The organism is Thioclava dalianensis, assembly GCF_000715505.1.
Lineage (GTDB): Bacteria > Pseudomonadota > Alphaproteobacteria > Rhodobacterales > Rhodobacteraceae > Thioclava > Thioclava dalianensis.
In genome coordinates this window covers 65,750-92,286 of record NZ_JHEH01000015.1, presented here as the reverse complement: position 1 = coordinate 92,286, position 26,537 = coordinate 65,750, and the positions used below count along the sequence as shown (strand labels likewise).

Below are 26,537 nucleotides of genomic sequence, written 5' to 3'. Positions count from 1 at the left end.
GGGGGCCGCCGCTGGATCAGGCGGCGATCACGGGCGAGACGGCAGCGCGAAGCTTCTGGCTGCGCTCGCGGATCATGGCCGCCGAGCTGCGCGCGCTTGGCATCGATGTGAATTGCGCACCGACCTGCGATCTGGCCGCGGCCAGCACCCATCCGTTCCTGCGCAACCGCTGCCTCGGGTCCGACCCCGCGCGGGTCATTGAACTGGCGCGCGCCACTGCAGAAGGGCTGATGGCGGGCGGCGTGCTTCCGGTGCTTAAGCACATTCCGGGCCATGGCCGTGCGGTGGCCGACAGCCACAAGGATCTGCCTTCGGTCGATGCCTCTCTCGAGGCGCTGCGCGAGAGCGATTTCGTCCCCTTCAAGGCGCTGGCCGACCTGCCGATGGCGATGACCGCGCATATCCGCTACACCGCGCTCGATCACCTGCCAGCCACCCAAAGCCCGCGCATGATCGGGCTGATCCGCGATGAGATCGGCTTTGATGGCTTGCTGATGAGCGATGATATCGGGATGGAGGCGCTCTCGGGCGGGCCAGGCGCACGGGCGCGGGCCACGATGGCGGCGGGCTGCGATCTGGTACTGCATTGCAATGGCGAGATGGCCGCGATGGAAGAGGTAGCGCTTGCCGTGCCGCCGCTGGAGGGGGCTGCGCAAAACCGGGCGGAGGCGGCGCTTGATCGGCGGATCCTGCCCGATAGAGTTGACATGGCGGCTTTCGATGCTGAGTTTGAAGCATTGATAAGCGGCGGTGGGAATGGCTGAGAGCGACAACCTCTTTCAGGCGAGCGATGTGGCAGAGCGGCTTCAGGCCGAGGCTCTGATCGTCGATGTGGATGGCTTTGAGGGCCCGCTCGATCTGCTGCTGAACCTCTCGCGCACGCAAAAGGTGGATCTGCGCAAGATCTCGGTGCTGCAACTGGCCGAGCAGTATCTGGCCTTCGTGGATCACGCTAAGGCGCTGCGCATCGAGCTGGCCGCCGATTATCTTGTGATGGCAGCTTGGCTGGCTTTCCTCAAATCGCGCCTGCTCTTGCCGCCCGATCCGGCCGCCGAAGGGCCCTCGGCCGAAGAGATGGCCGAGCATCTGGCCTTCCAGCTTGAGCGCCTGCAGGCGATGCGCGAATGCTCGGCCCAGCTTATGGCGCGGCATCGGCTGGGGCGCGATGTGTTTGCGCGCGGCGTGAGCGAAGAGGTCGCGCGGCTGCGCAAGGTGACCTATACCGCGTCCTTGATGGATCTGATGCAGGCCTATTCGCGGATCCGCACGCGCGATGAGTTCCGCCCCTATGCCTTTGATCGCACGAATGTTTTCACGATGGAGGAGGCGCTGGACCGACTGCGCGGGCTGATCGGCTTCGCGGGCGAATGGTCCGAGCTGACCACGTTCTTGCCCGATGGCTGGACCGCCGATCCCAAGCGCCGCCGCTCGGCCACAGCCGCCACCTTTGCCGCCAGTCTGGAGATGGCCAAGCAGGGCCAGATCGAGCTGCGCCAATCCGACACGTTCCAACCCATATCAATCCGAAAAATAACATGAACGACGCGCCGGAACCGACTGAAGAAAAAGATCAATCTCTGTTTGCGGCTCCGCCTGTCGCAGAGCAGGAACGGATGGTCGAGGCGATCCTCTTTGCCTCGGCAGAGCCCGTGCGTATCCGCGAGATGGAGGAGCGCATGCCGCATGGATGCGATCCGGCGGAGGCGCTGGTTCATCTGCGCAAGCGCTATGCGGGGCGCGGCGTGCAGGTGGTGAAAGTCGGCGATGCCTGGGCGATGCGCACGGCGCCCGATCTGTCTTTCCTGATGCAAAAAGAGACGGTGGAGGAACGCAAGCTGAGCCGCGCCGCCATCGAGACGCTCGCGATCATCGCCTATCACCAGCCGGTCACTCGCGCGGAAATCGAGGAAATCCGGGGGGTTGCTGTGTCGCGCGGCACGATCGATCAGTTGCTGGAAATGGAGTGGATCCGCTTTGGCCGCCGACGTATGACGCCGGGCCGCCCCGTGACCTTTGTGGTGACGCAAGGGTTTCTGGACCATTTCAGCCTTGAGAGCGCACGCGATCTGCCGGGGCTTAAGGAGTTGCGCGCGGCGGGGCTACTGGACAGCCGCCCGCTTCCGGGTGCATCCTCGGATGAGGATGACGAAGATGGCCCGCAGGTGGGTCAATCCGAACTTTTCGAGGACTGAAAGGGGCTTATCCCATGAACCTCAACCAGATTTTGAATATGATTCTGCGCATGCTTCTGCGTCGTGGCATGAATTGGGGAATCAGTAAGGGCATCGGCATGGCCTCGAACCGGGGCCGGAAGGACAAGGCCCCGCAAGAGATGACGGCGCAGGAGCGCCAACAGCAGCAAGAGATGAAACTTGCCGCCAAACGCGCCCGAAAATCGGCCCGGCTGACCCGGCGGATGTAGGCGCCGAGCCTTCCGCCGAGCCTTTGCGATTGCGCGCGACCCATCATAGATTGGTGCCCGCGCCGCTTGCGAGTCTGGGTGTGAAGACCTACCTATAAGCGGCGCAGTGGCCCCCGAGAGGGGACATGCGCACTCATCGACATCATCGCCCTGCCGCATATGCAGGCAACCTTGATCTTGCTGAGGGTCGATCTGCCCGGCATGCCGCCGGTGCGGTAGTTCAACCTGTGAGGTCGTGATGGGAAAAGGCAACAACAAGCGCGGAAATAAGGAAGTGAAGAAACCTAAGCAGGAAAAGCCGAAGGTTCTCGCGACCGCCAATTCCGGCGTGGTAAAGCCGCTCTCTCTTGGCGAGAAGAAGGGCAAATAGGCCTTTCGCGGGTGAGCGTGTTCCGCTCGCCCGCATAATCGAGGCATAATCGAGGGGGCTCAGCGCCCCTGTCTGCGCGCCATGAAGGCCAGACGTTCGAAAAGATGCACGTCTTGTTCGTTCTTCAACAGCGCCCCATGCAGCTTGGGCAGTAGATTTGCGCCCTCGCGCTTGAGGTCTTCGGGTGCCAGATCCTCGGCCAGCAGCAGCTTGAGCCAGTCGAGCACCTCCGAGGTCGAGGGCTTTTTCTTCAGCCCCGGCGTCTCGCGGATCTCATAGAACTGGCTCAGCGCCTCGCTGAGCAGGCGCGGCTTGAGATCGGGAAAATGCACCGCCACGATCTGGCGCATGACCTCGGGGTCCGGAAAGCGGATATAGTGGAAAAAGCACCGCCGCAGGAACGCGTCGGGCAGCTCTTTTTCATTATTCGAAGTGATGATCACGACTGGGCGGTGGCGCGCGCGGATCGTCTCGCCGGTCTCGTAGACATGGAACTCCATGCGGTCGAGCTCTTGCAGCAGGTCGTTGGGAAACTCGATATCAGCCTTGTCGATCTCGTCGATCAAAAGCACGACGCGGCGCTCTGCCTCAAAAGCCTGCCACAGTTTGCCGCGCCGGATGTAGTTGGAGACATCCTCGACCCGCTCGCCGCCAAGGCCGGGGCCAAGCTGGCTGTCGCGCAGCCGCGAGACGGCATCATATTCATAAAGCCCCTGCTGGGCGCGGGTGGTGGATTTGATGTTCCACTCGATCATCTCCATCCCGAGGCTCTGCGCCACCTGTCGGGCGAGTTCGGTTTTGCCGGTGCCGGGCTCTCCCTTGACCAGAAGCGGGCGTTCCAGCGTGACGGCTGCGTTGACGGCCACGCTCAGATCGGGCGGGGCGATGTAGGTCTGGGTGGATTGGAACTGCACGGGGTTGCGGTCCTTTGTCTTGTGGGAGATGCGTGCGACGCGCGCGGGTCGTCTCGCACGCTATCCGTGCCCAATTCTTGCCGCAACCATCGTGTAGGATTGAGAGAACAAATAGCCCAATTGGGGCGAATGGGCGCGTGACAACCACAGTTTCTTGGGGTATTGGGTCGCGCGAGGAGTGTGCTCGATGGCGAATACTAATCACAGTGACACGTCCGGCACCGAAGCGAGGGCAGGGATGAAAGCAGAAACCTTCCTGCCGGATGACTATCGTCCGGCCGATGACGAACCCTTTATGAATGATCGCCAGCTTGAGTATTTCCGCCGGAAATTATTGACCTGGAAGGCCGAGCTGCTGGAACAATCTGCGGAGACGCTTGAGGGATTGGCGGAATCCGCGCGCAATGTACCCGATATCGCCGACCGTGCCTCGGAAGAGACGGATCGCGCGCTTGAACTGCGCACGCGGGACCGTCAGCGCAAGCTGGTCAGCAAGATCGATTCCGCGCTGCGCCGCATCGACAATGGCGAATACGGTTATTGCGAGAAGACCGGCGAGCCGATTTCTCTCAAGCGGCTGGATGCCCGCCCGATCGCCACGATGACGCTCGAGGCGCAGGAAAAGCACGAGCGCCGCGAGCGCGTGCATCGCGACGACTGATCTCTGGCCGGTGACGGCGCGCATGTGATCTCGCGCAAGGACAAGCTCTCACCGGTGCCGTATAGGTGCCGGTGTTTTCGTTTCAACGGGTCGAACAGGGGTGCAACGTGCTGATAGAACGCAAGGTAACGGTTCTCGGGGCCGGGATCGGAGGGCTCGCCGCGGCCCGCGCATTGGCGTTGCGGGGCGCGCAGGTCGAGGTGATCGAGCAGGCTGATGCGATCCGGGAAGTCGGTGCAGGTCTGCAGGTCTCGCCCAACGGGGCGCGGGTCCTGCGCGCGCTGGGGCTGGGCGAGGCGCTTGAGCAGGCCGGGCCGCGTGCCGAGGCTGTGCAGCTCGTGGATGGCGAGACCGGCCAGCAAGTCGCGCGCCTTGATATGGCGCGGCTGCGGCCCGATCAGGATTACCATTTTGTCCATCGCGCGCGGCTGATCGATCTGCTCGCGCAAGGCGCGCGCGATGCGGGTGTCGAGGTGACGCTTGGCCGCCGCGTCGAGCGGGTTGATCTGAGCGGGACGGGCGCACGGCTGGAGATGGCCGAGGGCGCGGATCTGCAAGCGGATCTGCTGATCGGTGCGGATGGGTTGCATTCGAAGCTGCGTGAGGCACTCAACGGGCGGGTCGCGCCATTCTTTACCCATCAGGTGGCATGGCGTGCGCTTGTGCCCTGCGCGCCTGATGAGCCGCTCTGTGCGCAGGTCTTCATGGGGGCGGGCAAGCATCTGGTGAGCTACCCCCTGGGCCGCGGGCTGCGCAATATCGTGGCCGTCGAGGAGCGTCATTCCTGGGTCGAGGAAAGCTGGTCGCTTGAAGACGATCCGATGAACCTGCGCGTGGCCTTCGAGGAATTCTGCCCGCAGGTGCGCGGCTGGCTGGAGCAGATCGAGCAGGTCAATCTTTGGGGGCTGTTCCGGCATCCGGTGGCCGATCACTGGCACGGGGTGAATTCGGCGATCCTGGGCGATGCGGCTCATCCGACCTTGCCGTTTCTGGCGCAGGGCGCGGTGATGGCCCTGGAGGATGCCTGGGTGCTCTCCGAGGCTTTGGCGCGCCATGACAGTGACGAGAGCGCCTTTGCCGCCTATCAAGAGGCCCGGCGCACGCGCTGCGACAAGATCGTCACCGCCTCAAGCCGCAATGCGCGCAACTACCATCTCAAGGGCGCACAGCGCGCCGCCGCCCATCTGGCGCTGCGCACGGCCTCGCGGTTTGCGCCCGAGCGTCTGGTGGGGCGGTTCGACTGGATCTACGGGCATGACGTGACGGCGGGCTGAGCGCCGCGCTCAGACGCTTTGGAAATGCTTGGCGAGCTTGAGGCCTTGGCCCTGATAGTTCGACGCGATGTCCTTGCCGTAAAGCTGGCCGGGCTCTTGCGCCATGCGCTCATAGACAAGGCGGCCCACGACCTGTCCGTGTTCGAGCGCAAAGGGGGCTTCGTGGCAGCGCACCTCCAGCACCCCGCGCGAGCCGCTGCCGCCCGAGGCGCCATGGCCAAAGCCCGGATCGAAGAAGCCCGCGTAATGCACGCGGAATTCGCCCACCATCGCCAAATAGGGTGCCATCTCGGCTGCATGATCGGGCGGGATCGTCACCGCCTCGCGCGAGACGAGAATGTAGAACGCGCCGGGATCGAGGATGATGCGGCCATCGCGGGTGCGGACCTCTTCCCAGAACTCTCCCACGGGGTAATAGCCGATCCGGTCGAGATCGATCACCCCAGTATGGGGCTTGGCGCGGTAGCCCACCAGATCGCCCTCAGAGGGGCGCAGATCGACCGAGAAGCCAAGGCCGTGATCGATCACCGCCGGGCCATCCACAAGAGGCTCTTGCTGGTGCAGGATCTTCAGCTCGGCATCGGTGAGCGTGGCTTGGCCGGCGCGAAAGCGGATCTGGTTGAGCCGCATGCCGGGGCGCACCAGCACGGAAAACGAGCGCGGGCAAATCTCGGCATAAAGCGGGCCGTGATAGCCTTCGGGGATTCGGTCGAATTCCACACCTTCATCGGTGATCAGGCGGGTGAGCAGGTCGAGCCGCCCGGTGGAGCTTTTGGCATTGGCCACCGCGGTGATGCCGTCGGGAAGGGCCAGGCTTTCCATCAGCGGCACGAGATAGACGCAGCCCTTTTCGAGCACCGCGCCATCTTCGTTGAGCACCATGCGGTGCATTTCGAACTCGCGCAGCCGCTCGCTTACGCGCTTGCCTTTGCCTGCAAGGAAGGAGGCGCGCACACGGTAGGCGATGCGGCCAAGGCGCAGGTCGATGCTGGCAGGTTGGATCTGGGCAGGGGTGATTGCGGGATCGGCGGCGATCTCGCCGCGCTCGATCATTGCGCGCAACAGGCTGTCGGACAGCACGCCAATCGTCATCACATCTCTCCCCGCGATACACGAACGCCCACCCCCGCGAAGGGATGGGCGTTAGTCAAAATGGTCGGGCTGGCGAGATTCGAACTCACGACCTTCCGTCCCCCAGACGGACGCGCTAACCAGGCTGCGCCACAGCCCGACGAGGGGCATATAGATCGAACCGGGCGGGCTGTGCAAGTCGAATTACGAAGAAATTTCTCGGTCATCGAAAATGCCTGCTTTCGCGCGTTCAATCGGTGTGATCGAGGGAGGATGCGGCCTGCGTATCCGCGCCTGCATGGGCAGGCTGGAGGAGCTTTGCGCGCAGCACGGTGGCCTGTTGCGCCAGTTCGCGAAGGCCTGCACGCTCAATCTCCGAGAGCCGCGCCAGATCGATTGAGGCGAGTCGCGTGCGTAAGCCCACGCGCGAAAGCCTGAGCGCATCGCTTTGCTCGCGCGACCGCTCGCGTGCGGTTTTGATCTGCAGGCTGTAGACCTGCTGCTCGGGTTCGGCCTCAGGCTCAGGCTCGACATCAAGCGCCATCGGGGCCTCTTCGCCACCTTGATCGCGCAGAGAGGCCTGCGGCTCGGGCGGTGGCGCGGGCTCGGCGGGCGGGGCTTGCGGGCGCTGCGGAAAGGGCGTGACAGAGGCTGCGGGCGCGGTCGCCTCGTCCTCGTGCTGGTCCTCAACCTGCTGATCTTCGAACTGCGGCACTTCGGTCTTCGGGGCCGGATCTGTGGGCGCGCTCACCGCGTCGCTCTCGGGGTCGAACAGATCGCTGACATGACGCACGCCGTTTTCGCGCAGTAATTTCTGCACGCCCCGGATCGTCATCCCGTCATCATGAAGAAGCTGGCGAATCCCGCCCAGAAGGGCCACGTCATTGGGTCGGTAATAGCGCCGACCGCCGGCCCGCTTGACGGGTTTGACCTGCGTGAACTTGCTTTCCCAGAACCGCAAAACATGCGTGGGCGTGGCAAGCAGTTCAGAGACTTCCGAGATGGTCTTGAATGCGTCGGCGGATTTGCCCATGCGGCCCGATCCGTTATTTCGCGTTGCCCGAAGCCACGCGGTCCTTCATCAGGTGAGAGGGGCGGAACGAGAGCACGCGGCGCGGGCTGATCGGCACTTCCTCACCGGTTTTGGGATTGCGCCCCATGCGCGGGGCCTTGTCGCGCACCGAGAATGTCCCGAAGGAGCTGATCTTGACCGTTTCGCCCTCAACAAGCGCGTCGGACATGTGCTGGAGCACCGTCTCGACCAGTTGGGCGGATTCATTGCGCGACAGACCGACTTCGCGGAACACCGCTTCGCTCAGATCCATGCGTGTCAGCGTTTTCGACATAACAACCCCCCTGGGGACCAGCAATTTCGAGTTACAGTGACCGAGAGCAAATCCCGAGTCAATATCAAGGGCTTGTGGAGTGCTTTTGATGCGCGGGAGATTGCCGTCTGCGCCTACCAGCGCAGAACGACCGAGCCCCAAGCGAGACCGCCGCCGATGGCCTCTGCAACGATGACCTGACCTTGTTTGATCTGGCCGCGCGCCTTGCCCACGGACATCGCAAGCGGGATCGAGGCGGCAGAGGTGTTGCCGTGATCGGCCACCGTCACCACCACGTTATCAAGGGTCAGACCGAGCTTTTCAGAGGTCGCCTTGATGATCCGCAAATTGGCTTGATGGGGCACGATCCAGTCCACATCCGAGGCGCTCATGCCTGCTTTTTCCAGAGCCTTTTCAGCAGTTTGCGCGAGCTTCGTCACCGCATGCTTGAAGACCTGATTGCCTTGCATCTTCAGCACGCCCGCGCCGCCTGTGGTCGACACACCACCATCGACATAGAGCAATTCGCGATAGCGCCCGTCGGAATGCAGATCGGACGACAGGATGCCGCGATCGGCATTGGTGCCGGTGCCGTCCTCGGCCTCAAGGATCAGCGCGCCTGCGCCATCGCCGAAGAGCACGCAGGTGCCCCGGTCGGTCCAGTCCATGATCCGCGAGAAGGTCTCCGCGCCGATCACAAGCACGCGCTCGGCCTGTCCCGACAAGATCAGCCCGTTGGCATTGGTCAGTGCAAAGATGAAGCCTGCGCAGACCGCCTGCACGTCATAAGCAAAACCGGTGGTCGAGCCGAGCCCGGCCTGCACCATCGTGGCGACAGACGGGAAGGTGTGATCGGGCGTCGAGGTGGCCACGACAATCGCGTCGATATCGCTGGCCTGCATGCCCGCATCGGCCAGCGCGGCCTCGGCGGCTTTGATCGCGAGATGCGAGGTGGTTTCGCCCTCGGCTGCGAAATGACGTCGCTCGATGCCCGTGCGGGTGCGAATCCATTCATCCGTCGTATCGAGGGTCTTCTCGAATTCGGCATTTTCGACCACGCGCTCGGGCAGGTAATGTCCCACGCCCCGCACAACGGCTCTGATCGTCATTGGCTGCTCTCGCTTTTCTCGGACGCTTCTGCGCCGTTTGTCGGGCCATCGTGCATCTCGGGGAGGGCAGAGGCAACCCGGGCGGCAAGCCGTGCCGCAAAGCCCGATTTCGACAAGCGCGCGGCCAGGGCTATCGCGGCGGCGAAGCTTGTCGCGTCGGCCGAGCCATGCGATTTCACCACCGTGCCATTGAGCCCGAGGAAGACGCCGCCATTTGCCCGGCGTGGATCGACCTTGGCTTGCAGGCGCTTGAGTGCGCCCATCGCCAGCAAGGCGCCCAGCTTGGCCAGCAGCGTCGAGGTCAGCGCCTCGCGCAGCAGCTCTGACACCAGCTTGGCCGTGCCTTCGCCTGTCTTGAGCGCCACATTGCCCGTAAACCCGTCGGTCACGATCACATCGGCCCGGTCGGCGGCCAGATGGCTGCCCTCGACGAAGCCTGCGAAATCAAACGCGCCCGCGTCCTGCGTCTGCTCGATCAGCCCATAGGCCTCTTTCAGCTCGGCGCGGCCTTTGTGCTCTTCGGTGCCGACATTCAAAAGCCCGACCCGGGGCCGGGTGATCCCCAGCGCGTTGCGCGCATAGGACGAGCCCATCAGCGCATAGGTCAGCAAGTCAGAGGCATCGGCCTTCACGTCGGCGCCCATATCGAGCATCACATTCCAGCCCGCCGCATTGCGCGAGGGCCAGAAGGAGGCGATGGCAGGGCGGTTCACACCGGGGATCTTGCGCAGGCGGATCATCGAGACCGCCATCAGCGCCCCGGTATTGCCGCAAGACACGGCGACGTCGGCGGCTCCTTCGCGCACCGACTCAATGGCCGACCACATAGAGGTATTCTTGCCCGAGCGCATGACCTGCGCGGGTTTGTCCTCCATCGTCACCACGCCTTCGGCATGATGCAGCTCCACTTTGTCCCCCAGATTGTGCTGGGCGATCAACGGGGCGAGCACCTCTTGGGGCCCGTGAACGATGAATTGCAACTCGGGGGCTGTGCGCGCCGCCTTCGCAACGCCGGCAATCGTGGCTTCGGGACCAAGATCGCCGCCCATCGCGTCGACGGAAATGACAACAGCGCCGGCGGATGCCGGCGCCATGCCATTCAGGCTGGCCTGCGTCTGAGCGGCCTTGTCGCTGGCGCCCGGCTGCTGCTGGTCTTGCGCGTTTGGCATGACATGTGCGGCGCGGGTCAAACGATCTTACGCCGCGTCGTCGTCGAGATCGACCTCTTCGGTCATCGCAACGATCTCGCGATCATCGTAATGGCCGCAGGACGCGCAGACGTGATGCGGGCGCTTGAGTTCGCCGCAGCTCGGGCATTCTGCCGGGTTTGCAGCGACGAGAGAGTCATGCGCACGGCGCATGTTGCGGCGGGAGCGCGTGACTCGGTTCTGAGGGACAGCCATGTCTCAACCTCGGTATAATGGGGCGGATAGGCCCGTGTGAGCGGCAAAAAGCCTTGATAATTCAGCGGTTTCGTCATCGACGCGCGGTCGCGTTTTGGATGCGAAACGTAACTTCGAACGAGGCCGGGAACATACTCGGATTCTGTTGGCGTGCAAGCCCCTTTCTGAGGCGTTTTCCCGGACTGTGACAGCGACGGCCAAAACCGTGCTATTTCACCCTTATTTGTCCTTCCCCTTGTCGCCGTCAAGCAGCGTGCGCAGGTTGGCAAAGGGCTTCATCTGCTCTTCGTCGAGCGGGTCGATACCGGGCTCGGTCACGCGGGTCTCGCCCAGCTCGGCATCGGGTGCACGCGGATAAAGCGGCAGCGCCAGTTCCAGCGCCTCAAGGGCCACGGCTGCGAGATCGACCACCGAGGGCAGGGGCTCTGCGGTGTCATCCTCGGGCATCTCGACCTCTTCTTCGGTCGGCATTTCCATATGCGCGAGATAGCGCCGGGTGACCGATTCCGAGATCTCTGTGGTAACCGGTGCCAGCGAGATCACGCATTCCTGAACGACGGTCGCGTCCAGTTTGGCCTCAAGAATCCAGTCATTGCGCCCTGCGGGACGAAGCTGTCCCTTGAAGCGGAGCCCGTCCAGCCCGACGATCTCGGCCCATGCCGCAATCGCCGCGCGGGTGGGCGCATCGGCCTCAAGATCAAAGCGTGTGGGCTTTCGGGCGGGCAAATCGGCCAGCCGCATCGGCTTGGACCAAACGGCCTCGGGGGCTTGCGGCTCTGAAGACGTCATGTCGCACCTTTCTTTTCGGACTGCGCGCGCGGGCAGGGCGGTTGAGCGCTTGAGAGCGGCGCAGTCATGTTGTAAGCGTCGATAAAAGCCCGAAGGCTCAGAGGCAAGAGGGGGTGCAGGTGGGGATCGGTTCGATGATGCGGAAAATGCTGGTTTGTGCGGCGGTAGGTGCGACACTCGTTCTGGGTGCGTGTTCGCCGATTTATCGCAATCATGGCTATGTGCCGCTCGAAGAAAACCTCGCCAAGATCGAGGTCGGCAAGAGCACGCGCGACGATGTGGCCGCCGATATCGGTCGTCCCAGCTCGACCGGGCTCTTGGAGGGCTCGGGCTGGTACTATGTCGGGTCGCGTTGGAAGACGGTGACATGGCATGCGCCCAAAGAGATCCAGCGCGAGGTTGTCGCGATTTCGTTCAACAAGGCTGGCGTTGTGAGCAATGTGGAGCGGTTCGGGCTCAATCGCGGCGAGGTCGTGCCGCTGTCGCGCCGTGTCACGCAAAGCAACGTCAAGGGCATTGGCGTGATCCGCCAGCTGATGGGCTCGATCGGACGCATCACACCGGGACAGGTGCTCAGCGACAACTAACTTCGCTTTGCACGCGCAGCGCCTTGGTCTAGGATTTCCTCCTGAAGATATGGGTGCTGTGCGGGGGCGGAGATGGATCTGTCCATTTCCAAAGGAAACTACCGGGTTCGGCAGGCGCAGGGCGCCGCCGATCTCGATGCCGTTTTGCGTCTGCGCGCGCAAAGTTTCCGCGCCGGGCGCAGCGATCTGGATGCATTTGATTCGCAGGCCCGCCATGTTTTGGTCGAAGAGACGGATGGCACGCTTCTCGCGGGGTTCCGGCTGAACCTGCTCGACGATGACCGGGCGCTGTCCCAATGCTATTGCGCGCAAAGCTATGATCTTGCCCCGCTGATGGGCCGCGCCGGGCCGCATCTTGAATTGGGGCGGTTCTGCACGCGCCCCGGGCTGCGCGATCCCGATGTGCTGCGGCTGGGTTGGGCGGCGATCACGCGGTTGGCCGAGCGGCACGGGGTGCGGCTGCTGTTCGGCGCAAGCTCATTTCACGGCGCACAGTGGCGCGACCATGCGGGGGCCTTCGCCCATCTCGCGGCCCATGCGCTCGGACCTGACGGGTTGCGCCCGCGCCCGCGCGCACCCGAAACCGTCACGCTTGTGCAGGCGGCGGCTGAGGCCGCCCCGATGCCCGACGCGCAACCCGCTTCCCTGCCGCCGCTCTTGCGCTCTTATCTTGGGATGGGGGGGTGGACCTCGGATCATGCGGTGATCGACCGCGATCTCGACACCTGTCACGTCTTCACCGCGCTGGACCCCACGCGGATTCCGCCTGCGCGGCTCAAGGCGCTGCGCGCGCTTGCGGGCTGAGACGGGTCCGCGCGCCGTCCTTCGCGTGATTTACACCGCCCGATCACCGCGCCCCATTGACCTTTCCCGCGCCCCTCATTAGCTGCGCGGTCATGGCACGTGCACCCCTTCTCCAGCTGTCCGATATCTCGCTGACCTTCGGCGGCAATCCCGTTTTCGACGGGCTCACGCTCAATATTCAGCAAGGCGACCGCGTCGCGCTGGTCGGGCGCAATGGCTCTGGCAAGTCCACCTTGATGAAAGTGATGGCCGGTCTGATCGAGGCCGATCAGGGCGCGCGCACCGTGCCGCCGGGCACATCCGTGGGCTATATGGAACAGGAACCCGATCTGTCGGGCTTCGAGACGCTGGGCGAGTTTGCCGCCTCCGGTCTGGATCCGGCCGAGGAATATAAGGTCGAGATGGCCGCAGAGGGGCTGAAATTCCGCCCCGAGACGCCGGTTGCGACCGCCTCGGGCGGGGAGCGCAGGCGCGCGGCGCTGGCCAAGCTGCTGGCCGAGGCGCCCGAGCTGATGTTGCTCGACGAGCCCACGAACCATCTTGATATCGAGGCGATTGGCTGGCTCGAGCAGCAATTGCGCGAGACCCGCCGGGCGTTCGTGCTGATCAGCCACGACCGCGCCTTCCTGCGCGCGCTCACCCGCGCTACGCTCTGGGTGGATCGCGGGCAGGTAAAGCGCAACGAGCAGGGGTTTGAGACGTTCGAGGAGTGGCGCGAGACCGTGTGGGCCGAGGAAGACGAGGCCCGCCACAAGCTCAACCGCAAGATCAAGGCCGAGGCGAAATGGGCCGTCGAGGGGATCTCGGCGCGGCGCAAACGCAATCAGGGCCGGGTGCGCGCGCTGCAAGCGCTGCGCGCCGAGCGGGCAAGCCAGATCAAGCGGCAAGGCGTGGCCGCGCTGGAGCTGGATTCGGGGCAATCCTCGGGTAAGCGGGTGATCGAGGCCACGGGGCTCAGCAAAGGGTTTGGCGATAAGCAGATCGTCCAGGATTTTGATCTGCGCGTGCTGCGTGGCGACCGGGTGGCCTTTGTCGGGCCCAACGGCGTGGGCAAAACGACGCTTTTGAAGATGCTTACCGGCGAGATCGCGCCGGATGCAGGATCCGTCAAGCTGGGCACCAATCTCGATGTCGCGGTGTTCGATCAGGCCCGCGCCACGCTCGATCCCGAGCAGACCCTGTGGAACGGGCTCGTCAACGATCCGGGGATGGCCGTGAAGGGCAATTCCGATCAGGTGATGGTGCGCGGCACGCCCAAACATGTCGTGGCCTATCTGAAGGATTTCCTGTTTGACGAACAACAAGCCCGCAGCCCGATCCGCGCGCTGTCTGGCGGCGAGCGGGCGCGGCTGCTGCTGGCGCGGATCATGGCGCGGCCCTCGAACCTGCTGATCCTCGATGAGCCGACCAACGATCTCGATGTCGAGACGCTCGATCTGCTGCAAGATCTGCTGGGCGAGTATGACGGCACCGTTCTGCTGGTGAGCCACGACCGGGATTTCATCGACCGCGTGGCCTCGACCACGATCGCGATGGAGGGCAATGGGCGCGCGACCGTCTATGCCGGTGGCTGGAGCGATTATCAGGCGCAAAAGGCGATGGCCGAGCCTGCGCCCGAGCCGCAGGTGAAAGCGGCCTCTGAGGCGACGGCGGCGAAATCCACCGCGAAGGCGGGCGCGAAACCGGCACCCGTTGCGCCCGCGAAATCCGGTCTGAGCTTTACCGAGCGCCACCGCCTTGAGGCCCTGCCGGGCGTGATCGAGCGCTACGAGGCCGAGATCGCAAAGCTCGAAGAGTTCTTGGCCCAGCCCGATCTCTTTCACACCCAGCCGGTGAAATTCAACAAGGCCACTGAGGCGCTGGTCGAGCGTCAGGCGGCACTTGCCGCCGCTGAAGAAGAGTGGCTTTCGCTGGAAGAGCGCGCTTAAGGCGGGCTGAGCGTGCGGCCCTTTGGCGGGCGGCGGATGCCTCCGGCGGAGGTATTTTGCGCCAGGTGAATGGGCAGCTGTGCCACGGCGGCTGAAACTGTGCTGTGGGGCGTGCAGATTTGGGCGCGCGGGGCGGCGCGATATCGTGATTTACGCTTGACACACAGGGCCTGATCCTCGATATGGGCACGACCCGGCGGGAAGGTTTCTTTCCGCCGGGCCTCGTTTTTGCAATTCGTCCCCAAGTGGGACGCGCAGTTCGACGGCGGGCGAGAGGTGCCCACGAAACCCCGCATGCGGGTGCCACAGGGCGCGGATGAATGAAAAGGAAAGACCCATGTTTGCGGTCCTCAAGACTGGTGGCAAGCAATATAAGGTTCAGGCGGGCGATACGCTGCGCGTGGAACTGCTTGCAGCCGAAGCTGGCGATAAAGTCCAGTTCAACGAGATTCTGATGGTCGGCGGCGACGCACCTCAGCTTGGCACGCCCTTCGTGGAAGGTGCGGCTGTTCAGGCGGAAGTCATCGACAACATCAAGGCCGACAAGGTCATCACCTACCACAAGCGCCGCCGGAAGCACTCCTCGCAGCGTACCCGTGGCCACCGCCAGCAGCTCACGCTGCTGCGGGTGACCGATGTTCTCGCCTCGGGCGCGGACAAGTCGGGCGTCAAGGAAGCTGTCGGCACCGCGATCGCGCGGCGCGCAGCACATGGCACCGAAGGTACGGCTCCGGCTGCCAAGAAAGCGGCTCCCAAGGCTGCGGCCAAAGCTGCACCGAAGGCCGAGGCTGCTGTTGCCGAGGCTGATGATCTCAAGGTGATCAACGGTCTGGGCCCTGCGGCCGAGAAGAAACTGAACGAGGCCGGTATCTCGACCTTCGCTCAGCTCGCTGCGCTCGATCCCGAAACTTTCGAGGCCGTCAAGGTCAAGGAAGACTGGGTCGCGCAGGCCAAAGACCTCGCGAAATAAGGAGAAGACCTCATGGCACACAAAAAAGCAGGCGGTTCCTCCCGTAACGGTCGCGACTCAGCGGGTCGCCGCCTCGGCGTCAAGCTCTACGGCGGTCAGGAAGCGATTCCGGGCAACATCATCGCACGTCAGCGCGGCACCAAGTGGTGGCCGGGCGAGGGCGTCGGTATGGGTAAGGATCACACGATCTTCGCGACCTGCGAAGGCAAGGTGAACTTCCGCAAGGGCCTCAAGGGCCGCACCTTCATTTCGGTGCTTCCCACGCAAGAGGCCGCTGAATAAGCCGACTGTCCCGGCAACGAATAGGGGATCGGCTGAAAGGCCGGTCCCCTTTCTCGTTTCAGGCACGACCCCGACATTTGTTGCGATGAAACGCGGCTGGTGGGTGAAATTGTCATTCAAACGCCCTATTTAAGGTTTAGGGAGCTGCGGGAGAGGAGGCCCAAAGCCCCTGCGTTTCGAGGAGGAGCGCCGATGTACCAAAATATGATTTCCAGCCAGCCCGTGATTGAAACGGATCGTTTCGTGCTGCGGCCTCTGCGGCGCTCGGATGCCGGGCTTATTGCGTTTTACAGCGGTGACAGGCGCGTGGCCGAAGGCACCCGCGCGATCCCGCACCCGCTGCCGCCGGGCACTGCGGAGAATTTCGTCAGCCGTGCGCAGAAAGACGACCGCGTCGAGGATGTCTGGGCGATTGACGGGTCGAGCCATGGTCTGGCGGAGCTTTTGGGCGTGGTCTCTCTGACCCATCTCGAGGGCGAGCAATCTGAAGTGGGCTATTGGGTGGGGCCGGGGTTTTGGAACACCGGCATCGCCTCGGAGGCCGTGACCGCCTTGGTTGAGGCCAATCCGCATAAGTCGCGCACGCTTCTGGCGGAAGTTTTTCAGGATGACGCGGCTTCGGCTCGCGTGCTGACCCATGCGGGCTTCGACTATCTGGGGGATGCGGAAAGCTGGTCGCTCGCTCGGGGCCGCCATGTTCCTACCTGGACCTATCTGCGCAAAATGTAGCGCGCCTCTGCACTTCCTCTTGATCGAAATATCCCGGGGGAGACGGGCAAAACCAGCGGTTTTGTCCGTTGGGGGCAGAGCCCCCTCACGCAAGGCTTGAAACCGCGCGCGGCTCGGCGTATCCCCGCGCCTTAGCCAAAGCCAAGGGGCAAAGTGATGAAGTTTCTCGATCTCGCCAAGGTCTATATCCGTTCGGGCGGCGGCGGTGCGGGCTGTGTCTCGTTCCGGCGCGAGAAATATATCGAATTCGGCGGCCCGGATGGCGGCGATGGCGGCAAGGGGGGATCTGTCTGGGTCGAGGCGGTCGACGGGCTCAACACGCTGATCGATTTCCGCTACCAGCAGCACTTCTTCGCCAAGACCGGCCAGCACGGCATGGGCGCGCAGCGCACCGGGCATGATGGCGAGAGCATCACGCTCAAAGTGCCGGTGGGCACCGAGATCCTTGATGAGGATGAGGAAACGCTGATCGCCGATCTCACCGAGGTTGGTCAGCGCGTGCTTCTGGCCAAGGGCGGCAATGGCGGCTGGGGCAACCTGCATTTCAAATCCTCGACCAACCGTGCCCCGCAGCGCGCCAATCCCGGTCAGGAAGGCGTCGAGCGCACGATCTGGTTGCGCCTCAAGCTGATTGCGGATGCAGGTCTTCTGGGCCTGCCCAATGCGGGCAAATCGACTTTTCTGGCGGCGGTTTCCAATGCCAAGCCGAAGATCGCGGATTATCCTTTTACCACGCTTGTGCCCAATCTTGGCGTCGTGGGGATCGACGGGCGCGAATTCGTCATCGCCGATATTCCGGGGCTGATCGAGGGGGCCTCTGAGGGCAGGGGCTTGGGCGATCAGTTCTTGGGCCATGTCGAGCGCTGCTCTGTGCTGCTGCATCTGGTCGATGGCACCTCCGAGACGGTGGCCGAGGATTGGCGGGTCATCTCGGACGAGTTGGCCGCCTATTCGCCGGAGCTGGCCGAGCGCCCGCGCGTGACCGTGCTCAACAAGGTCGATGCGCTCGATCCCGAGACCCGGGCCGAGCGACTGGCCGCCTTGCAGGCGGAAACCGGCACCCGGGTGTTCGAGATGTCGGGCGTCTCGAATGAGGGTGTCTCGTTGGTGCTACGCGCGCTTTGGGCGCAGATCGCGGCGGCGCGTCCCAGCACCGAGGATGACACGCCGTGGCGCCCCTGAGCCTGCCCGATCCGAGCAAGGCGAAATGCCTTGTCGTGAAGATCGGATCGGCTTTGCTGGTCGATGCGGAAGGGCTGCGCGAGGGTTGGTTGCGCGGGCTGGCCGAGGATGTCGCGGCTCTGCGTGCGCGGGGCATCGGCGTTGTGCTGGTCTCGTCGGGCTCGATTGCGCTGGGGCGTCGGGTGTTAGGCCTGCCGGAGGCCGCGCTGCCGCTGGAGCAATCGCAGGCCGCCGCTGCCGTGGGTCAGATTCGTCTGGCGCGCGCCTATGAAGAGGCTTTGCGCCCGCATGGGGTGACCACCGCGCAGGTGCTGGTCACGCTGGAGGACACGGCCGATCGCCGCCGCTATCTCAATTCGCGCGCGACGCTGGCGACTTTGATGGCGCTTGGCACGGTGCCGATTGTCAACGAAAACGACACAGTCGCGACCGATGAGATCCGGTTTGGCGACAATGACCGGTTGGCTGCGCAGATCGCCGTGACCATCGGGGCCGATCAGCTTGTGCTTCTGTCCGATGTCGACGGGCTCTATTCCGCCAATCCTAAGACCGATCCGAGCGCGCAGCATTTCCCGATGATTGAACATATCACCCATGAGATCGAGGCGATGGCGGGCGGTCCGGTCTCGAGCCTCTCGAAGGGCGGGATGAAGACCAAGCTGATGGCGGCCAAGACCGTTGTGGCGGCGGGCTGTGCGTTGGCCATCACTGAGGGTTCGGTGCACCGTCCGCTGAGCGCGCTGCAATCGGGCGCACGCAGCACTTGGTTCTTGCCCGAGGGCGATCCGCAGGCCGCGCGCAAGCGTTGGATCGGGGCGATGAAGCCGCGTGGTGAGCTGATCGTCGATGCGGGCGCTGTGACCGCTTTGCATTCGGGCAAATCGCTTCTGCCCGCCGGGGTGCGCAAGGTCGTGGGCCGGTTCGGGCGCGGTGATCCCGTCAGCATTGCAGGGCCGGGTGGGGCGACGCTCGGCAAGGGTCTGGTGCGCTACACGGCCGAGGAGGCGCGCGAGATCGCCGGGCATCGCTCGGGCGAGATCGAGGCGCTGCTGGGCTATCCGGGCCGCGCGGCTTTGATCCATCGTGACGATATGGTGATCGGCTAGCGCCCGGACCGTGGGAACCGGGCGCGGTCGCCTAGTGTTGAGCCTCCGGTGCGTCTGGTTGGACACTCGGGTCATTCGGGTGGGCCGGCGCGTCTGACCGACTGGAGACCCGATTTGCCCGTCTACCTGCACGGCCTGGCGACAGCCCTTCCGCCCCATGAATTGCCGCAAACGCTTGTGCGTCAGATCGCAGCCGAGATTCTTGGCCCGAAATACCCTGCCTTCAAAAGGCTCTCTGCGAGTTTCGACAGCGCAGGGATTGATATGCGCTATAGCGTGGTGCCACCCGCATGGTTCGAAGGTGCGCACGGCTGGCATGACCGCAATGCCGCTTATCTTGAGGGCGCGCAGGCGCTGTTTGTCGAGGCCGCGCGCCGGGCGCTTGGCACTGCGCAATGGGAGGCCCATGAGGTCGATTGCATCGTCACCGTCTCCTCTACCGGCATCGCCACGCCCAGCCTTGAGGCGCGCGCAATGGGCGAGATGGGATTTCGCCCCGATATCCGCCGCATGCCGGTCTTCGGTCTGGGCTGTGCTGGCGGTGTATCGGGCCTGTCGATCGCGCAATCGATGAGCGCGGCGCGGCCCGATGACAAAGTGCTTTTGGTGGTGGTGGAGGCCTGCACGCCTGCCTTCCGCTCGGATCGCGCCCAAAAGGCTGATATCATCGCAACCGTGCTGTTTGGCGACGGGGCGGCGGCGGCCTGTCTGCAGGGGCGCGCGCCCGAGGCATCGCGCATGGTTCGGCTGGGGCAGGGCACGCAGAAGACGTGGCCCGATACGCTCGACATCATGGGCTGGGAGGTCGACGATACCGGGCTTGGCGTCGTCTTCGACCGCTCGATCCCGAATTTCGTCCTCGAAACCTTGGAGGAAGCGGCGACCGAGGCACTTACGGCTGCAAATCTGTCGTCCGACCAGATCGACCGCTTCGTGTGCCATCCGGGCGGCGCCAAGGTGATTACCGCGATTGAGACCGCGCTGCATCTCGAGCAGGGCGCCCTGCAGGCGGAGCGCGATGTCTTGCGCGCGGCCGGCAATATGTCCGCCCCCACGGTTCTCTTCGTGCTGGAGCGGGTGCTGCGCGAGGGCAGCACTGGTCAGATGATGGCGACAGCGCTTGGTCCGGGCTTCTCTGCAGCCTTCCTGCCCTTTGAGGTGGCGGCATGATCGCGCCGGGGGCTGCGCTGTTTCTGGCGTTTCTGATCGTGCAGCGGCTCTCTGAGTTGGTGATCGCCAAGCGCAATACGCGCGCGCTTCTGGAACGTGGCGCGCGCGAGGTGGCGCCCGGGCATTATCCGCTGATCGTGGCGATGCATAGCGCATGGATCGCAGCGCTCCTGTGGTGGGGGCATGATGCGCAGATCCGCTGGGAGTGGCTTGTGGTCTTTGCCGCGCTTCAGGGGCTGCGGATCTGGATCCTCGCCTCACTGGGGCGGCGCTGGACGACGCGCATCATCGTGCTTGATGAGCCGCTGGTGCTGCGCGGCCCCTATCGCTGGCTGCGCCACCCGAATTATGTGCTGGTCATCGCCGAAATAGCGGTTGCGCCGCTCGTGCTCGGGCTGGGCTGGGTCGCGCTGGTCTTCAGCGCGCTCAACGCGGTGGTCCTCACGATCCGCATCCAAGCGGAGGACGGGGCGCTGCGTCCGCGCTCAGCTGCGCGGCAGTGACTTGTTGAGCTCGCGCAGCGGTGCCAGTTCTTCTTCGGAGAGCTTGGTGACGCCCAGCGTGGTCTCATGCGCCTCTTCAAGGATCGCCCGTGCCGTCTCGATCTCTTCGTCGGTGATCGGGCGGCTGGAATGGGTGAAAAAGCCAAACGTGCGGCTTTCCTTGCCGATCGAGACGACCTTGCCGTAACGGAGCCCAAACTCGGCTGCCTGACCCAGCACGTTGCCATCATCCATGCTTTTGAGATCCGCCCAGTCGCAGATTCCGGTATTGGCGATCGCCCAATGCACCGTCGGATCGGCAAAGACGAGGCCGTTTTCGCTGTAATAATCGATCCATTTTTGCGGATAAGTCTGGTAGAGCAGCGTCGGATTGGCGAAGCGAATATGCAGCCCCAGCGCGAATTTCCAATCAGCAAGTTCAATCAAGCGTTGAAGAGCTTTCTCGATTGTGTGCAAGTTGATCATACGTCTGCCTTTGATTTTATACGAAGAAAGCCTATTAGAGTAGGGGCCGAGCTTTTGTACACGACCCTACGGCTCGATCAGTCAGAATGGAAGTGCCGAAGGTTATGAACCTGACAGATTTTCAAGACCGCTTTGCAGAGCTCGCCCCAGCCGGTTGTTACATCGCGCTGCGGCTCGGCTTTTACGCGCCTGAAGCGGAATTGAATTTGTTCTCCGCCGAATGGATCGACCATTACACCCTGTCTGGCTATGCGCTTGCAGACCCGTTTCTGCTCTGGTGCCAAAAAAGCGAAGGCCATGTCCGATGGAGTGCTTTTGAAAGCCTCGGCCTGTCAAAAGTGCTGCTCGATTACCACCGGTTCGGCCACAGCTATGGCGGCGTCATCTCGGTCCAGGGAACGCCGAAGATGCCCAAGCGCAGCCTGGGTGTCTTTGCGCGCAATGATCGCGAGTTTACCGATGCTGAGCTGGCGGAGCTGGACGCGACCCTGCGCAAGATCCACAGTTTTGTGCCCCAGGCACTGACCGAGCCGCAGATCGCAGCGCTGCGGCTTTATTCGCGCGGGATCTTGCAAAAGCAGATCGCGTATGAGCTGCAGATCTCGGTGACGGCTGTGAAGGGGCGCCTGCGGGGGGCTGCCGACCGGCTGGGGGGGAAGACGCTCCGCGAGGCCGCCCATGTCGCCGCGAGCCGAGGGCTCCTTTAAGCTGTTTGCATTTTGCAATGCGCTTGACGTATAGGCAAGAATGGTTGTCAGATAGGGCGCGCGCACGCGCCTTATGCGGCCTTTGGCATGGGAGCGGCCGGGCTGTCTCCTTCCTTGGCGGGATGTTGGTATGGATATCATTGACCTCGGTACATTGCCGTCGAAATCGGAGAATTACGTCAGCTACATCGATCAGATGTGCGACCAGCTCGATCTCGATTTTGGCTCTTACGCCTCGATAAACCCTGTGACCGGGGCGGTTGTCGGCTATGCGAATTACCCCGATCCGTGGAAGCAATTCTACATGAAGCGCAATCTGCATCGGGTCGATCCGACGCTGCACAAGGCGAGCCTGAGCATCGCTCCCGTCGACTGGCAGCGTTTTGAGCGCGATGAGAAATTCAACTCGGTGTTCCAGACGGCGGCGGATTTCGGGATCACCCCGCGCGGGCTGACCGTGCCGATCCGCGGGCCTTTCGGAGATCGCGGGTTGTTTTCGGTGACGCGGTCCTGCTCGCAGGCCGAATGGGACAAGCTGAAGCGCCATATCATTGGCAATCTGCAAACGGCGGCGGTGCATCTGCACGACTCGATCATGCGCTCGAGCGGCATCATCGGGCCGATGGGCTATTCGGCACTCTCCAATCGCGAGCGCGAGGTCTTGCAATGGACCGCTGTCGGCAAGCTTCAGCAAGAGATCGGCGACATTCTGGGCATCTCGCACCGCACGGTTGAGCTGCATCTGAAATCGGCGCGCGAGAAGCTGGGCGCGTTCACCACCGTGCAGGCTGTGGGGCGCGCGATTGGCATGGGGCTGATCCATCCCGGCTAGACAGGCGGGGCCATGCGTGACATCTGATAAACAGGTCGCACTTTCCTGAGGCCTGTCCACTGGTGTGGATGCGCGACCTCACGAGTGCAACCCGCGCGTTTGTTAGCGCAGATAGCCAGACCGGGGCTTGCCTTGGGTCCGGATTATGGCCCTATGTGCCGTTTGGCATTTTAAGTGCCTGATAAAATTTGATAAATACTAATTTTTTTGGCGTCGAAATTGAGCGCGCCGACCACAACCTAGGGTTTTCCCTTATTTTCAAGGTTAATCGAATGGTCGTATAAAAAAGAGTGCATTCCAATGGGGCTAAGACAATGATCACCATCGTAGATTCACTTAATGCTCACGAACATTCCGATCTTCTGCTTGAGATGTTCCGTCTCCGGGCGCGCGTTTTCTGCGACAGACTGGGCTGGGAAGTCGACGTCGACGACGGGATGGAGCGCGACGTCTTTGACGACCTCGATCCGGCGCATGTCATCAGCACTGATGATGCTGGGCGTGTTGTTGGCTGCATGCGCCTGCTGCAGACCACAGGCCCGCATATGCTCTCTGACGTGTTCAGCTGCCTGCTGGATGGCGAGCCGCCGATCCGCAGCGCGCGGGTCTGGGAAGCCACCCGCTTTTGCGTGGATATGAACCTCGCCACCCGTGGTACGGCGCGCAACTCGATCTCTTATATCACCAGCGAAGTGATGATCGGGGCGTTCGAATATGGCATGTCCGCAGGCATTACCGATGCGGTCGCGGTGATTGATCCGGTGATGAACCGGGTGATGAAGCGCTCGGGCAACGCGCCTTACGACTATCTGGGCTCGCCCCATCCGATGGGCAAGGTCACCGCACTTGCAGCATTGATGGATTGCTCCGAGCAGCGGATCGCGCAGATCCGGGAATTCTCGGGCATTCACCACGATGTCTTCGAAGCAACCGTCCCCGAATTGAGTGTGCATTAATCTTAATGGGCCAAAGACCGCCGGCCCGCATTAAATTGCACGCCCCATTTGTGGGCTGGACGGATGAGGCACCCCGGTGGGATTTCCCACCGGGGGCCCGTTTTATTTGGCGATCCGATCAAGGATGCGCGCCCAGGAGCGAATGCCTTTGTGGAAGCTCTTCACATCGTATTTCTCGTTGGGCGAGTGGATCGCGTCGTCATCATTGGCAAAGCCGATAAGCATCGCATCCATCCCGAGGATCGATTTGAAGTAATAGGCGATCGGGATCGAGCCGCCCATGCCGGTGATCACCGCCTCGCGGTCCCACTCATCGGACAGCGCCAGACGCGCGGCCTCAAACTCGGGGCGGTCGGTATTCATGACAGCCGCCGGTGCGCCATCAAGGTCATTGTCCCAAGTGATGCGGGCATCGGTGGGCAGACGGTCCTCGATATGTTTGCGCAGAACCTTGCGCACATGGGCGGGGTCCATATCGCCGACAAGGCGGCAGGTGATCTTGCAATGCGCCTCGGCGGGGATCACGGTTTTCGAGCCCGCGCCCTGATAGCCGCCCCAAAGCCCGTTGATCTCCAGCGTCGGGCGCGCCCATTGCTGCACAAGCGCGGAATAGCCCGCCTCGCCATGCGGCTCGCTCATGCCGACCGAAGAAAGATACTCTTCCTCGTCAAAGCCGCAGGTCTTCCATGCCTCGATCTGCTCTTGCGGGACTTCATGGACGCCCTCGTAAAAGCCCTCGACCGCGACCCGGCCCTGATCGTCATGCAGGCTGGCCACAAGTTTCGAGATTTCGCGCAGCGGGTTGAGCGCGGGGCCGCCGTAATGCCCCGAATGCAGATCAATGCGCGGGCCGTGCAGCGTGAACTCATCCTTGAGCATGCCGCGCAGGCTGCCCGCGATGGAGGGAACGCCCGGCGCCACCATCGAGGTGTCGCAGATCAGCGCGAGATCGCAGGTCAGCTCCTCGGCATTTTCCTTCATGAAAGGGATGAGCGAGGGCGAGCCCGACTCTTCCTCACCCTCAAGGAAGATCGTGAGATTGCCGGGCAGGGTGCCATTGACCGCCTTATAGGCGCGGCAGGCCTCGATGAAGGTCATCAACTGGCCCTTGTCATCGGACGCCCCGCGTCCACGGATCACGCGGCCTTTCGGGGTGTCTTCGATCTGCGGCTCAAAGGGCGGGGTCGTCCACAGCTCCAGCGGATCGACCGGCTGAACATCGTAATGGCCGTAAAACAGCAAGCGCGGACCCTCGCCGCGGTGATGGGCCACAACCATCGGATGGCCAGGCGTCGGACGCAGCTCGGCTTCAAAGCCCAGCGATTGCAGCTCTTTGACCATCCATTCGGCGGCGTCGCGGGTTTCTGCCTTATAGGCGGGATCGGTCGAGATCGAGCGGATCTTGAGCAGATCGAAGAGCCGCGTCATCGCGTCCTCAAGACCGTTATCGATTTCGGAAAGCACCTCGTTCAGTCCCATCTGGACCTCCTTTTGTTTTGTCCAAGCCTAGGGCGTCGCGCGGCACTGTCCAGACCCGCCGTCGGGAGGGTGTGACAATTTGTGTCGGATCGTTTATTTGATTCCAGAAGGCGCGTGGCCCATCTAGTGGTCCCGAAGCTTTTTGACATCGGTCAATGTCGGGCTTGAACGCCGCTGATAGCACGATACCCAGCGAACGGACCAGCAAGGGATACGAAGAGATGGATTACGATACCGCACTCGATGACGCGATCGGCAACCTGCATGCCGAGGGGCGTTACCGCGTCTTTATCGACATCGAGCGCGAAAAGGGCGCCTTTCCGAAAGCGGTCTGGACGCAGGCCGACGGGACGCGCCGCGATATCACCATCTGGTGCGGCAACGATTATCTCGGGATGGGCCAGCATCCGGTGGTCCTGAGCGCGATGCATGAAGCGCTCGACGCCGTCGGCGCGGGCTCTGGCGGGACGCGCAACATCTCGGGCACGACGCTTTATCACAAGCGCCTCGAGGCCGAGATTGCCGATCTGCATGGCAAAGAGGCGGCGCTTGTCTTCTCCTCGGCCTATATCGCCAATGACGCGACGCTCTCGACGCTGCCGAAACTGTTCCCCGGCCTGATCATCTATTCGGATGCGCTCAACCATGCCTCGATGATCGAGGGTATTCGGCGCAATGGCGGGGCCAAGCGGATCTTTCGGCATAACGACGTGGCGCATCTGCGCGAGCTGATGGCGGCGGATGACCCGGCGGCCCCCAAGCTGATCGCCTTTGAGTCGATCTATTCGATGGATGGGGATTTCGGGCCCATCGCGGAGATCTGCGATCTGGCGGATGAGTTTGGCGCGCTTACCTATCTCGACGAGGTGCATGCGGTGGGCATGTACGGGCCGCGCGGGGCAGGCATCGCCGAGAAACTGGGCCTGATGGACCGGATCGACATCTTCAACGGCACGCTCGGCAAGGCATTTGGCGTGTTTGGCGGCTATATCGCGACGAGCGCGAAAATGGTCGATGCCGTGCGCTCCTACGCGCCGGGCTTCATCTTCACCACCTCGCTCCCACCCGCTGTCGCCGCCGGTGCCGCAGCTGCAATTGCCTATCTCAAGACCGAGGACGGGCAGGCGCTGCGCGATGCCCAGCAACTGCACGCGCGCGTGCTCAAGATGCGCCTCAAGGGCATGGGCATGCCGATCATCGATCATGGCAGCCATATCGTGCCGGTGATCATCGGTGACGCCAAGCACACCAAGCTTCTCTCGGACATGCTGCTCGAAGAGTTTGGCGTCTATGTTCAGCCGATCAATTTCCCCACCGTGCCGCGCGGCACAGAGCGTCTGCGCTTCACGCCCTCGCCGGTGCATGATCTGGGGATGATCGATGAGCTAGTGAAAGGTGTCGACAAATTGTGGTCCAGATGTGAGCTAAATCGCGCCGAAGCAAGTGCTTGACCCATTTCTGCAGGTGCGCGGCTCTCTCGGCTGTGATAAGTAAATATT

The 26,537-nt window shown here is 63.0% G+C and carries 31 protein-coding genes and 1 tRNA gene; 21 read left to right on the top strand and 11 right to left on the bottom strand.

Features of this window, described 5'->3' with window-relative positions:
* The 5 genes from DL1_RS12800 to DL1_RS22245 all read left to right on the top strand — a co-directional run.
* The coding region (locus DL1_RS12800) for a glycoside hydrolase family 3 N-terminal domain-containing protein (protein ID WP_038066875.1) at positions 1-764 on the top strand (764 nt) is incomplete at its 5' end.
* Positions 757-1,539: a segregation and condensation protein A gene (locus DL1_RS12795; protein ID WP_038066872.1), complete on the top strand. Its 783-nt coding sequence runs from the start codon at positions 757-759 to the stop codon at positions 1,537-1,539. The genes DL1_RS12800 and DL1_RS12795, both read left to right, overlap by 8 nt.
* Positions 1,536-2,192 carry an SMC-Scp complex subunit ScpB gene (gene scpB / locus DL1_RS12790; RefSeq protein ID WP_038066869.1) on the top strand — a complete coding sequence of 219 codons (657 nt, stop codon included), beginning with the start codon at positions 1,536-1,538 and terminating at the stop codon, positions 2,190-2,192. The genes DL1_RS12795 and scpB overlap by 4 nt, the downstream gene beginning before the upstream one ends.
* Before the next feature lie 50 nt (positions 2,193-2,242).
* Positions 2,243-2,422, top strand: a complete 180-nt coding sequence (locus DL1_RS12785; RefSeq protein WP_248642591.1) for a hypothetical protein — start codon at positions 2,243-2,245, stop codon at positions 2,420-2,422.
* Positions 2,423-2,660: 238 nt separating this feature from the next.
* Positions 2,661-2,792 carry a hypothetical protein gene (locus DL1_RS22245; RefSeq protein WP_281244640.1) on the top strand — a complete coding sequence of 44 codons (132 nt, stop codon included), beginning with the start codon at positions 2,661-2,663 and terminating at the stop codon, positions 2,790-2,792.
* Between the two features lie 59 nt (positions 2,793-2,851).
* Here the strand turns inward: DL1_RS22245 and DL1_RS12780 are convergent, their stop codons facing one another.
* The gene (locus DL1_RS12780; RefSeq protein ID WP_038066863.1) at positions 2,852-3,706 is read right to left on the bottom strand and encodes an AAA family ATPase; all 855 of its coding nucleotides are present in this window, start codon (positions 3,704-3,706) and stop codon (positions 2,852-2,854) included.
* A 238-nt stretch (positions 3,707-3,944) separates the two neighbouring features.
* On the opposite strand from DL1_RS12780, the gene dksA reads away from it, so the two are divergent.
* Together dksA and DL1_RS12770 are read left to right on the top strand one after the other, a co-directional pair.
* Positions 3,945-4,367: an RNA polymerase-binding protein DksA gene (gene dksA, locus DL1_RS12775; RefSeq protein WP_038066860.1), complete on the top strand. Its 423-nt coding sequence runs from the start codon at positions 3,945-3,947 to the stop codon at positions 4,365-4,367.
* 107 nt (positions 4,368-4,474) lie between these two features.
* Complete coding sequence (locus tag DL1_RS12770; protein ID WP_038066896.1) at positions 4,475-5,641, top strand: FAD-dependent monooxygenase; 1,167 nt, start codon at positions 4,475-4,477, stop codon at positions 5,639-5,641.
* Between the two features lie 9 nt (positions 5,642-5,650).
* Here DL1_RS12770 and DL1_RS12765 read toward each other — a convergent pair whose 3' ends face one another.
* From DL1_RS12765 to DL1_RS12730, 8 genes are all read right to left on the bottom strand, one after another.
* The gene (locus DL1_RS12765; RefSeq protein WP_038066857.1) at positions 5,651-6,733 is read right to left on the bottom strand and encodes a 2'-deoxycytidine 5'-triphosphate deaminase; all 1,083 of its coding nucleotides are present in this window, start codon (positions 6,731-6,733) and stop codon (positions 5,651-5,653) included.
* A 61-nt stretch (positions 6,734-6,794) separates the two neighbouring features.
* Positions 6,795-6,872: transfer RNA gene (locus DL1_RS12760), tRNA-Pro, on the bottom strand.
* Positions 6,873-6,962: 90 nt separating this feature from the next.
* Entirely contained in the window at positions 6,963-7,745 is a 783-nt protein-coding gene (locus DL1_RS22085; RefSeq protein WP_074854974.1) for a MerR family transcriptional regulator, read from the bottom strand.
* Between the two features lie 13 nt (positions 7,746-7,758).
* The gene (gene ihfA / locus DL1_RS12750; protein WP_038066854.1) at positions 7,759-8,058 is read right to left on the bottom strand and encodes an integration host factor subunit alpha; all 300 of its coding nucleotides are present in this window, start codon (positions 8,056-8,058) and stop codon (positions 7,759-7,761) included.
* A gap of 113 nt (positions 8,059-8,171) precedes the next feature.
* The gene (locus DL1_RS12745) at positions 8,172-9,146 is read right to left on the bottom strand and encodes a beta-ketoacyl-ACP synthase III (protein ID WP_038066851.1); all 975 of its coding nucleotides are present in this window, start codon (positions 9,144-9,146) and stop codon (positions 8,172-8,174) included.
* The gene (gene plsX / locus DL1_RS12740; RefSeq protein ID WP_038066891.1) at positions 9,143-10,240 is read right to left on the bottom strand and encodes a phosphate acyltransferase PlsX; all 1,098 of its coding nucleotides are present in this window, start codon (positions 10,238-10,240) and stop codon (positions 9,143-9,145) included. Before plsX ends, DL1_RS12745 begins: the two co-directional genes overlap by 4 nt.
* Positions 10,241-10,342: 102 nt before the next feature.
* Complete coding sequence (rpmF, locus tag DL1_RS12735) at positions 10,343-10,549, bottom strand: 50S ribosomal protein L32 (protein ID WP_038066848.1); 207 nt, start codon at positions 10,547-10,549, stop codon at positions 10,343-10,345.
* 219 nt (positions 10,550-10,768) lie between these two features.
* Positions 10,769-11,338, bottom strand: a complete 570-nt coding sequence (locus tag DL1_RS12730; protein ID WP_038066845.1) for a YceD family protein — start codon at positions 11,336-11,338, stop codon at positions 10,769-10,771.
* Positions 11,339-11,472: 134 nt separating this feature from the next.
* Here DL1_RS12730 and DL1_RS12725 point away from each other — a divergent pair, with 134 nt between their 5' ends.
* The 10 genes from DL1_RS12725 to DL1_RS12680 all read left to right on the top strand — a co-directional run bounded on the left by DL1_RS12725 (position 11,473) and on the right by DL1_RS12680 (position 20,599).
* The gene (locus tag DL1_RS12725) at positions 11,473-11,925 is read left to right on the top strand and encodes an outer membrane protein assembly factor BamE (protein WP_038066889.1); all 453 of its coding nucleotides are present in this window, start codon (positions 11,473-11,475) and stop codon (positions 11,923-11,925) included.
* Between the two features lie 72 nt (positions 11,926-11,997).
* On the top strand, positions 11,998-12,729 hold the full coding sequence (locus DL1_RS12720) for a GNAT family N-acetyltransferase (RefSeq protein ID WP_038066843.1): 732 nt from the start codon (positions 11,998-12,000) through the stop codon (positions 12,727-12,729).
* A 92-nt stretch (positions 12,730-12,821) separates the two neighbouring features.
* Positions 12,822-14,657: an ABC-F family ATP-binding cassette domain-containing protein gene (locus DL1_RS12715; RefSeq protein WP_038066840.1), complete on the top strand. Its 1,836-nt coding sequence runs from the start codon at positions 12,822-12,824 to the stop codon at positions 14,655-14,657.
* A 337-nt stretch (positions 14,658-14,994) separates the two neighbouring features.
* Positions 14,995-15,627 carry a 50S ribosomal protein L21 gene (locus tag DL1_RS12710; protein WP_038066838.1) on the top strand — a complete coding sequence of 211 codons (633 nt, stop codon included), beginning with the start codon at positions 14,995-14,997 and terminating at the stop codon, positions 15,625-15,627.
* 12 nt (positions 15,628-15,639) lie between these two features.
* Entirely contained in the window at positions 15,640-15,909 is a 270-nt protein-coding gene (gene rpmA, locus DL1_RS12705; protein ID WP_038066835.1) for a 50S ribosomal protein L27, read from the top strand.
* A gap of 192 nt (positions 15,910-16,101) precedes the next feature.
* Positions 16,102-16,638 carry a GNAT family N-acetyltransferase gene (locus tag DL1_RS12700; protein ID WP_038066832.1) on the top strand — a complete coding sequence of 179 codons (537 nt, stop codon included), beginning with the start codon at positions 16,102-16,104 and terminating at the stop codon, positions 16,636-16,638.
* A 156-nt stretch (positions 16,639-16,794) separates the two neighbouring features.
* Positions 16,795-17,820 (top strand): GTPase ObgE, encoded by a 1,026-nt coding sequence (gene obgE / locus DL1_RS12695; RefSeq protein WP_038066830.1) that lies wholly within the window; start codon positions 16,795-16,797, stop codon positions 17,818-17,820.
* A gap of 2 nt (positions 17,821-17,822) precedes the next feature.
* Positions 17,823-18,926: a glutamate 5-kinase gene (gene proB, locus DL1_RS12690; RefSeq protein ID WP_143081733.1), complete on the top strand. Its 1,104-nt coding sequence runs from the start codon at positions 17,823-17,825 to the stop codon at positions 18,924-18,926.
* A 114-nt stretch (positions 18,927-19,040) separates the two neighbouring features.
* On the top strand, positions 19,041-20,096 hold the full coding sequence (locus tag DL1_RS12685) for a type III polyketide synthase (protein WP_038066824.1): 1,056 nt from the start codon (positions 19,041-19,043) through the stop codon (positions 20,094-20,096).
* On the top strand, positions 20,093-20,599 hold the full coding sequence (locus DL1_RS12680; RefSeq protein WP_038066823.1) for an isoprenylcysteine carboxyl methyltransferase family protein: 507 nt from the start codon (positions 20,093-20,095) through the stop codon (positions 20,597-20,599). The genes DL1_RS12685 and DL1_RS12680 overlap by 4 nt, the downstream gene beginning before the upstream one ends.
* On the opposite strand, the gene DL1_RS12675 is transcribed toward DL1_RS12680, so the two are convergent.
* On the bottom strand, positions 20,582-21,025 hold the full coding sequence (locus tag DL1_RS12675; protein ID WP_162178754.1) for an autoinducer binding domain-containing protein: 444 nt from the start codon (positions 21,023-21,025) through the stop codon (positions 20,582-20,584). The two genes, DL1_RS12680 and DL1_RS12675, sit on opposite strands and share 18 nt — an antisense overlap.
* A gap of 143 nt (positions 21,026-21,168) precedes the next feature.
* Here DL1_RS12675 and DL1_RS12670 point away from each other — a divergent pair, with 143 nt between their 5' ends.
* The 3 genes from DL1_RS12670 to DL1_RS12660 all read left to right on the top strand — a co-directional run bounded on the left by DL1_RS12670 (position 21,169) and on the right by DL1_RS12660 (position 23,559).
* A complete protein-coding gene (locus DL1_RS12670) occupies positions 21,169-21,771 on the top strand; it encodes an autoinducer binding domain-containing protein (RefSeq protein ID WP_051693533.1) in 603 nt (200 codons plus the stop codon).
* A 130-nt stretch (positions 21,772-21,901) separates the two neighbouring features.
* Entirely contained in the window at positions 21,902-22,603 is a 702-nt protein-coding gene (locus DL1_RS12665; RefSeq protein WP_038066814.1) for a helix-turn-helix transcriptional regulator, read from the top strand.
* A gap of 314 nt (positions 22,604-22,917) precedes the next feature.
* Complete coding sequence (locus DL1_RS12660; protein WP_038066812.1) at positions 22,918-23,559, top strand: acyl-homoserine-lactone synthase; 642 nt, start codon at positions 22,918-22,920, stop codon at positions 23,557-23,559.
* Positions 23,560-23,661: 102 nt separating this feature from the next.
* Here the strand turns inward: DL1_RS12660 and DL1_RS12655 are convergent, their stop codons facing one another.
* Positions 23,662-25,038 carry a dipeptidase gene (locus DL1_RS12655; protein WP_038066810.1) on the bottom strand — a complete coding sequence of 459 codons (1,377 nt, stop codon included), beginning with the start codon at positions 25,036-25,038 and terminating at the stop codon, positions 23,662-23,664.
* 221 nt (positions 25,039-25,259) lie between these two features.
* On the opposite strand from DL1_RS12655, the gene hemA reads away from it, so the two are divergent.
* Positions 25,260-26,489 (top strand): 5-aminolevulinate synthase, encoded by a 1,230-nt coding sequence (gene hemA, locus DL1_RS12650; RefSeq protein WP_038066808.1) that lies wholly within the window; start codon positions 25,260-25,262, stop codon positions 26,487-26,489.
* Positions 26,490-26,537 lie beyond the last annotated feature (48 nt).

What these genes read in the sequence shown, in the direction of transcription:
- DL1_RS12715 (WP_038066840.1), top strand. Translation starts at nt 12,822, where the DNA reads ATGGCACGTGCACCCCTTCTCCAGCTGTCCGATATCTCGCTGACCTTC.
- DL1_RS12795 (WP_038066872.1), top strand. Translation starts at nt 757, where the DNA reads ATGGCTGAGAGCGACAACCTCTTTCAGGCGAGCGATGTGGCAGAGCGG.
- DL1_RS12730 (WP_038066845.1), bottom strand. Translation starts at nt 11,338, where the DNA reads ATGACGTCTTCAGAGCCGCAAGCCCCCGAGGCCGTTTGGTCCAAGCCG.
- DL1_RS12660 (WP_038066812.1), top strand. Translation starts at nt 22,918, where the DNA reads ATGATCACCATCGTAGATTCACTTAATGCTCACGAACATTCCGATCTT.
- DL1_RS12720 (WP_038066843.1), top strand. Translation starts at nt 11,998, where the DNA reads ATGGATCTGTCCATTTCCAAAGGAAACTACCGGGTTCGGCAGGCGCAG.
- obgE (WP_038066830.1), top strand. Translation starts at nt 16,795, where the DNA reads ATGAAGTTTCTCGATCTCGCCAAGGTCTATATCCGTTCGGGCGGCGGC.
- DL1_RS12785 (WP_248642591.1), top strand. Translation starts at nt 2,243, where the DNA reads ATGCTTCTGCGTCGTGGCATGAATTGGGGAATCAGTAAGGGCATCGGC.
- plsX (WP_038066891.1), bottom strand. Translation starts at nt 10,240, where the DNA reads ATGGCGCCGGCATCCGCCGGCGCTGTTGTCATTTCCGTCGACGCGATG.
- DL1_RS22245 (WP_281244640.1), top strand. Translation starts at nt 2,661, where the DNA reads ATGGGAAAAGGCAACAACAAGCGCGGAAATAAGGAAGTGAAGAAACCT.
- DL1_RS12700 (WP_038066832.1), top strand. Translation starts at nt 16,102, where the DNA reads ATGTACCAAAATATGATTTCCAGCCAGCCCGTGATTGAAACGGATCGT.
- DL1_RS12680 (WP_038066823.1), top strand. Translation starts at nt 20,093, where the DNA reads ATGATCGCGCCGGGGGCTGCGCTGTTTCTGGCGTTTCTGATCGTGCAG.
- DL1_RS12710 (WP_038066838.1), top strand. Translation starts at nt 14,995, where the DNA reads ATGTTTGCGGTCCTCAAGACTGGTGGCAAGCAATATAAGGTTCAGGCG.
- scpB (WP_038066869.1), top strand. Translation starts at nt 1,536, where the DNA reads ATGAACGACGCGCCGGAACCGACTGAAGAAAAAGATCAATCTCTGTTT.
- dksA (WP_038066860.1), top strand. Translation starts at nt 3,945, where the DNA reads ATGAAAGCAGAAACCTTCCTGCCGGATGACTATCGTCCGGCCGATGAC.
- DL1_RS22085 (WP_074854974.1), bottom strand. Translation starts at nt 7,745, where the DNA reads ATGGGCAAATCCGCCGACGCATTCAAGACCATCTCGGAAGTCTCTGAA.
- DL1_RS12670 (WP_051693533.1), top strand. Translation starts at nt 21,169, where the DNA reads ATGAACCTGACAGATTTTCAAGACCGCTTTGCAGAGCTCGCCCCAGCC.
- rpmA (WP_038066835.1), top strand. Translation starts at nt 15,640, where the DNA reads ATGGCACACAAAAAAGCAGGCGGTTCCTCCCGTAACGGTCGCGACTCA.
- hemA (WP_038066808.1), top strand. Translation starts at nt 25,260, where the DNA reads ATGGATTACGATACCGCACTCGATGACGCGATCGGCAACCTGCATGCC.
- DL1_RS12655 (WP_038066810.1), bottom strand. Translation starts at nt 25,038, where the DNA reads ATGGGACTGAACGAGGTGCTTTCCGAAATCGATAACGGTCTTGAGGAC.
- DL1_RS12765 (WP_038066857.1), bottom strand. Translation starts at nt 6,733, where the DNA reads ATGACGATTGGCGTGCTGTCCGACAGCCTGTTGCGCGCAATGATCGAG.
- rpmF (WP_038066848.1), bottom strand. Translation starts at nt 10,549, where the DNA reads ATGGCTGTCCCTCAGAACCGAGTCACGCGCTCCCGCCGCAACATGCGC.
- DL1_RS12745 (WP_038066851.1), bottom strand. Translation starts at nt 9,146, where the DNA reads ATGACGATCAGAGCCGTTGTGCGGGGCGTGGGACATTACCTGCCCGAG.
- DL1_RS12665 (WP_038066814.1), top strand. Translation starts at nt 21,902, where the DNA reads ATGGATATCATTGACCTCGGTACATTGCCGTCGAAATCGGAGAATTAC.
- DL1_RS12725 (WP_038066889.1), top strand. Translation starts at nt 11,473, where the DNA reads ATGATGCGGAAAATGCTGGTTTGTGCGGCGGTAGGTGCGACACTCGTT.
- ihfA (WP_038066854.1), bottom strand. Translation starts at nt 8,058, where the DNA reads ATGTCGAAAACGCTGACACGCATGGATCTGAGCGAAGCGGTGTTCCGC.